General features: G+C 70.5%; 6 protein-coding genes. 5 read left to right on the forward strand and 1 reads right to left on the reverse strand.

Translation table 11 applies throughout. The annotated features are described in order from the left end of the window. Positions 1-923 (reverse strand): AAA family ATPase (locus GT042_RS09995; protein ID WP_161308356.1); only part of this gene is annotated, 923 nt, incomplete at its 3' end. Positions 924-1,155: 232 nt separating this feature from the next. Between GT042_RS09995 and GT042_RS10000 the strand changes: the two genes are divergently transcribed. The 5 genes from GT042_RS10000 to GT042_RS10020 all read left to right on the forward strand — a co-directional run. Beyond that, a complete protein-coding gene (locus GT042_RS10000) occupies positions 1,156-1,953 on the forward strand; it encodes an alpha/beta fold hydrolase (RefSeq protein WP_161308357.1) in 798 nt (265 codons plus the stop codon). A gap of 182 nt (positions 1,954-2,135) precedes the next feature. Next, complete coding sequence (locus GT042_RS10005) at positions 2,136-2,543, forward strand: hypothetical protein (protein WP_161308358.1); 408 nt, start codon at positions 2,136-2,138, stop codon at positions 2,541-2,543. A gap of 87 nt (positions 2,544-2,630) precedes the next feature. After that, positions 2,631-3,641 carry a phosphate ABC transporter permease subunit PstC gene (pstC, locus tag GT042_RS10010; protein WP_345943727.1) on the forward strand — a complete coding sequence of 337 codons (1,011 nt, stop codon included), beginning with the start codon at positions 2,631-2,633 and terminating at the stop codon, positions 3,639-3,641. Positions 3,642-3,653: 12 nt separating this feature from the next. Beyond that, positions 3,654-4,883, forward strand: coding sequence for a phosphate ABC transporter permease PstA (pstA, locus tag GT042_RS10015; protein WP_161308359.1), 1,230 nt, complete (start codon positions 3,654-3,656; stop codon positions 4,881-4,883). Continuing rightward, positions 4,880-6,533 (forward strand): phosphate ABC transporter substrate-binding protein PstS (locus tag GT042_RS10020; protein WP_202532590.1); only part of this gene is annotated, 1,654 nt, incomplete at its 3' end. The genes pstA and GT042_RS10020, both read left to right, overlap by 4 nt.

Genomic DNA, 6,533 nt, shown 5'->3' on the forward strand with positions numbered 1-6,533 from the left:
GGGCCGAGCGCGCGTGCCGGGTCGGCGAGGCCGGCGAGCCGGCCGGCCGTCGACAGCGGGACCCGGGCGTCGAGCACCGCCAGGGCCTCCAGCAGGTCGCGGGAGTCCGGGGGGAGACGGTCCAGTTGGGCCCGGATGCCGACCTGGAGCGACCGGGGAACCGGCCATCGTTCCAGCACCCCGTCCCGCAGCGCCTCGGCGGGCACTTCGGCCAGCACGGTCCTGACGTACAGCGGATGCCCTCGGGTGTGTACGTACAGCCGCTCGATCAGACCCGGTGCCAGCCGGCCGTCGACCAGGCTCCGCGCCAGTCGCGCGACCTCACCGTCGCCGAGGCCGCCGAGTTCGAGTTTCACCGCCCGGTCCGAGGACCGCAGCAGCCTGTCCAGGGTCCCGGCGGAACCCTCCGCGTCCGGACGGGTCACCAGGACCGTCAGTACGCGGTCCGCCCACAGCCGGCGCAGGGCGAAGCCGAGCGCCTGTACGGACAGCCGGTCCGCCCACTGGACGTCGTCCACCACCACGGCGACGGGGCGCCCGGATCCCTGGAGCGCGCCCAGCAGCAGGAGGAGTTGGCCGCCGATCGCGTGCGGAGTCGCCCCGGCGGGCGCCTCCTCCGCCAGCAGGGGGAACTGCCGGAGCAGTGACGCGTCCACACGACGGGTCAGCTGGCCGATCACACCGCCCCGGAGGTCGGCCTCCGAGGGGTCGCCGACGGCCCACAGGACCGTGAAGTCGTCCAGCGCCGCGGTGAATTGGCGTACGAGAGCGGTCTTGCCGATCCCGGCCTCGCCCTCGACCACGGCCAGCCAGGAATCGCCGGCGCGTACCTTTCCCGCGCACTCCCGCAGCCGGTCGGTCTCCCGTTCCCGGCCGACGAACAACCCGTCCGGGGCGTCGCGTACGACGTGTCCGGCGCTCACCGCATCAACCTCGTCCTGGCCGCGGCGTATGCACCGTGCAGAGTCCGGGTCCGCTCCACTCTACTCAGCTGTACGCGGCACCGGTCAGGGGAGCCGAGGGCCGCGGGCCCCCGAGGCGGCGCGGGCCGGACGCCACGTCGCGGACGACTGGGGACTTTCCCCGATGCGAAGGGGGCGGCCCGGGTGGTGTCCTGACGCGGCAGGCACCACTCACCCGCCCCGAGAGGCAGTCATGACGTCACCGACCCCCGTCATCTTCATCCACGGACTGTGGCTGCACGCCACCTCCTGGACCCCCTGGACCGAGCTGTTCGAACAGGAGGGGTACGCCGCCTCCGCACCGGGGTGGCCCGGCGACCCGGACACCGTCCAGGACGCCCGCGACAACCCCGAGAGCATCGCCGACCACGGCATCGACGATGTCGTGGCGCACTACACCGCGATCATCCGCACGCTCGACACCCCGCCGATCCTGATCGGGCACTCCTTCGGGGGCATGATCGCGCAGAAGCTGCTCGGCCAGGACCTGGCGGCGGCGGCCGTCGCGATCGACGCCGCGCAGATCAAGGGCGTCCTGCCGCTTCCGCTGTCGGCGCTGCGCGCGACCCTGCCGGTGTTCAAGAACCCCGCGAACAAGCACCGCGCGGTGTCGCTGACCGCCGAGCAGTTCCGGTTCGCCTTCGGCAACGCCATCCCCGAGGCGGAGTCGGACGCGCTGTACGAGCGCTGGACGATCCCCGCGCCCGGCAAGCCCCTGTTCGAGGCCGCCGCGGCGAACTTCAACCCGCACTCCCCGGCCAAGGTCGACACCGCCAACGCGCTGCGCGGCCCGTTGCTGCTGATGACCGGGGGCAAGGACCACACGGTGCCCGAAGCGGTGACCCGCGCGACGCTCAAGCAGTACCGGCACTCCGACGCGGTCACCGACATCACCGATTTCCCCGGCAAGGGCCACTCGCTGACGATCGACGCCGGCTGGCGTGAGGTCGCCGACTCCGCGCTGACCTGGTTGCGCCGGCAGTCCCTCTGAGGCACCCGCTTGCGCGCGGGACGTTCCCCGGCCCGGTGACGGGGGTCCCCATGGGGACATAGGGGCAACATTCGAGTGAAGTGTTCGGCCGGTGATCGATTGAAACCGCAACTGTCCCGTTCGTCTCAATAAGTTGCTCCTGCCGTTCCCAACCCCGGGAAGGGCGGGGGGAGCTGAAGATCATGAAGCGATCGGACGAGTTAGGCAGAGCCGCCGTGGGCGGGGCGCGGTGTCAGATCGACACCGATCCGGCGGGCGGGTTCGGCTGGCGGCTCATCGCGCACAACGGCCGGGTGGTCGGGGTGTCCGCGAGCAGCTTCGCGGACAGCCGGACCTGCGCGCGGGCGTTCGGCGAGATGTGCGCCCAGGCGGACAAGGCGGCCGGGGGTGTTCACCACGGACCGGGCGGTGACGGGTGGGCCTGGTGGTTACGCATGCCCGACGGAACGGCCGTCGCGGCGTCCTCACGTACGTACGAGAGGTACTCCACCTGCCGTGCGGCGCTGGGCCGGTTTGTCGGGCTGCTCGGGCAATTCGCCGCTCTGGAAAAGGAGTTGGCAGATTTAAAGGAGCCAGGAGAGGCAAAGTGACCGAGATGAACGGAAGTTGCCCCTAGGGCACACCTCGTTCACACAGCGGAGCACACGTGTCAATGACGCGCCCCGAGGGTGACCGGTGTGACGACACACATCGAAGAGCGCCCCGGGGAGGGGTCCGAGGGGCCCAGACGGCTGTACGTGGATCCAGGGCTGCCGGACCGGATCTTCCGTGGTGTCGCCCGCTCCGGCGGCGGATTTGTGCTCGCCGTGATGCTCCTGGTCGGCGGCTTCCTGCTCTACCGCGCCTGGCAGGCGCTCTCCCGGGCCGGCTGGTCCTTCCTGACCACCGAGACGTGGGAGCCGGACGCCGGGCGCTTCGGCATCGCGGCCGTCCTGGTGGGAACGGTCCTCATCGCCCTGGTGGCGATCCTGGTCGCCGTACCGCTCGCGGTAGGGGGCGCGCTCTACATCTCGGAGTACGCCCCGCCCCGCCTCCGGCAGACCCTCATCGGCGTGGTCGACCTGATGGCCGCCGTGCCCTCCGTGGTGTACGGGCTGTGGGGGCTCTTCTTCTTCCAGAACCAGGTCCTCGGCACGGCCCGCTGGATCTCCACGTACTTCGGCTGGATCCCCTTCTTCGCCGTCGACGGCGCCGACCCGCGCGACCCGCTCGCCAACGCGACCGTCTACGCCTCCTCCACCCTGATCGCCGGCATCGTCGTCGCGCTCATGGTCGCGCCCATCGTCTGCTCGGTGATGCGTGAGGTGTTCTCGCAGGCCCCGGTGGGCGAGCGGGAGGGTTCGTACGCGCTCGGCGCCACCCGCTGGGGCATGATCCGCAGCGTCGTCCTGCCGTTCGGCAAGGGCGGCATGATCGGCGGGACCATGCTCGGGCTCGGCAGGGCGCTCGGCGAGACCATCGGCGTCTATCTCGTCATCTCGCCGATCTTCGACATCCAGTGGCACGTGCTCCAGAGCGGCACCAGCTCGATCTCCTCACTGATCGCCCTGCGGTACGGAGAAGCCAGCGAGTTCGGCATGTCCGCCCTGATGGCCGCCGGCCTGGCGCTCTTCCTGATGACCCTCGTCGTCAACTTCGCCGCGTCCTCCATCGTCGCCCGCAGCCGCTCCGGCGCGGCGAGCGAGTAGGGAATCCCCTTCATGACCACAGCACCTCCGCGCCCGCGCACCACCCTGGCCGCCGAACGCCCGCCGCTCGCGGAGCCGTTGGGCGAGCGCCGCCGTGACACCTCGCTGACCCGAGGCAGCGACGTGTACGCGCTGGTCGGGGCCGCCGCCGCGTCGTTCGCGCTCACCGGCCTGCTCTTCACCCGGCTGCTGCCCTTCAACGGCACCGTGGGCTTCGTCGTGGTCGCGTACATCCTGTTCCTCGGGGTCTACGCGCTTCTCGTGTCGTTCGACGAGTCGGGACCCGCCGTCCGCGACAAGGTGGCCGGGGTGGTGATCCAGAGCCTCGCGCTGCTCATGCTCGTGGCGCTGGTGTTCGTGGTCGTCTACACCCTCTTCGAGGGCCGGGAGGCGCTGCCGCACCTGAACTTCTACACCGAGGACATGCGCACGGCCGGCCCGCTCGACCCCCTGTCCGCCGGGGGCGTCCTGCACGCGGTCGTCGGCACGCTGGAGCAGATCGCCCTGGCGCTCGCCTTCACCGTCCCGGTCGGCCTGGTGTGCGCGGTCTTCCTCAACGAGGTGCCCGGACGGTTCGCCCGGCTGGTCAGGACGGTGGTGGAGGCGATGACCGCGCTGCCGTCGATCGTCGCCGGCCTCTTCATCTACGCCACGGTGATCCTGACGCTCGGCCTCGGCCGGTCCGGGTTCGCGGCCTCGCTCGCGCTCGCGGTGATGATGCTGCCGATCATCATCCGGGCCTCCGACGTGGTCATCAGGCTCGTCCCCGGCACCCTGCGCGAGGCGTCGTACGCCCTCGGTACCTCGCGCTGGCGCACGGTGTGGCACGTCGTCCTGCCCACCACCCGGTCCGGGCTGACCACGGCGGTGATCCTCGGTACGGCGCGGGGTGTCGGGGAGACCTCCCCGGTGCTGCTGACGGCCGGATTCACCGCCGAGTTGAACGCGAACCCCTTCAACGGGCCGCAGGTCTCGCTCCCGCTGGCCGTCTTCGAGTTCGTCAAGTCGCCCGAACCCACCATGATCGCCCGGGGTTTCGGCACGGCGGCGGCCCTCATGACCCTGGTCCTGCTGCTGTTCATCCTCGCGCGGGTGATCGGCGGCCGTAACTCCGGCCGGCTCAGCCGAGGCCAGGAGCACCGCCGCGTCCAGGCGTCCCGCAAGGACGCCGAGCGGTTCGCCGCGCGTGACAGGGCGCACGCCGCCCCGAAATCCGTTACAGATCCAGGGAGTTCCCAGTGAGAGCCGCACCGCTCACCCGTACGCTCGTGCTACTCGCGGCGCTGGCCTGCGCGTTGGCCGCCGTCCATCCACCGGCGTGGGCCGAGTCGTACACGAAGCTCAGTGGTTCGGGGTCGACCTGGAGCTCGAACGCGCTGGACCAGTGGCGGCGCAACATCGGCGCCAACATCGGGCTGACCGTGAACTTCTCCGCGTCCGGTTCCTCGGTGGGCCGGGAGGAGTTCAAGAACGGCGTCTCGGACTTCGGCGTCTCGGAGATCCCGTACGGGCTGACCGAGGGCCGGACCACGGACGTGCCGCCCACCAAGCGCAGCTACGCGTACATGCCGATCGTGGCCGGCGGCACCTCGTTCATGTACAACCTCAAGATCGGTGGCAAGAGGGTCACCAATCTGCGGCTGTCGGGTGAGGTCATCACCAAGCTCTTCACCGGCAAGATCACCATGTGGAACGCGCCGGAGATCAAGGCCGACAACCCCGGCCTCACCCTTCCGGCCCGCCGCGTCGTCCCGGTGGTGCGCTCCGACGGCTCCGGTACGACGGCCCAGTTCACGACCTGGATGGCCAAGAAGCACGGGGCGCTGTGGAACGACTACTGCAGCAGGGCGGGCCGGTCCACGCCGTGCGGGATGACGTCGTACTACCCGGTGATCCCCGGGTCCTCGACCGTCGCCAAGTCCGGCTCGCTGGGCGTGTCCGGCTTCACCAAGCAGTCCAGCTTCGAGGGCGCGATCACGTACGTGGAGTACTCGTACGCGATCAAGACCGGCTTCCCGGTCGCCAAGATGCTGAACAGCGAGGGGTATTACGTCGAGCCGACCTCGTCGAGTGTCGCGGTGGCGTTGCAGCAGGCCCGTATCAACGAGAACAAGAACTCGCCGAACTACCTCACCCAGATCCTCGACGGCGTGTACGTCAACCGGGACCGCAGGTCGTACCCGCTCTCCAGCTACAGCTACATGATCATTCCGACCTCCACGGAGCTCGGCTTCACGGCCGGCAAGGGCAAGTCGCTGGGCACGTTCGCCAACTACTTCCTCTGTGACGGCCAGCAGCAGGCGGAGGAGCTGGGCTACTCGCCGCTGCCGATGAACCTGGTGCAGGCCGGCTTCAACCAGGTCCGGCGCATCCCCGGCGCGCCGGTCGCGGACATCAAGATCAGCAGCTGCCGCAACCCCACGTTCTCCTCCGACGGTTCCAACACGCTGGCGAAGAAGGCTCCTTACCCCAAGGAGTGCGACAAGCGGGGACCGACGCAGTGCTCCACCGGCACCGCGGGCGCGGCCCGCGAGGAGACACCGGTCGTCCCGGCGGCCCGGGGGAACGGCGGCGGCGGTTCCAACTCCGGCGGTACGAGCGGTGGTTCGGGATCCGGTACCACAGGCGGCGGCAACGCGGCCGCCACGGGAGGGACGTCCGGCTCGGGTGGCGCCGCGGACGCCGACGGGAACGGTACGGGCGGCTCCGCGGCCTCCGAGGGCGCCGCGGCGTCCGGTGGTACGGGGACCGGCGGCGCGGTCGACCCCGACACGGGTGAACCGCTGGGCAGCGAGGCGGGGACGGGCGACGCGAGTGTGGTCGGTACGCCGGTCACCCTGGCGTCCGAGGGATCCATGGGCCTGCGCGGCGCGCTGATGGCGCTGTCGGCGG

The organism is Streptomyces sp. SID3212, from assembly GCF_009865405.1.
GTDB lineage: Bacteria > Actinomycetota > Actinomycetes > Streptomycetales > Streptomycetaceae > Streptomyces.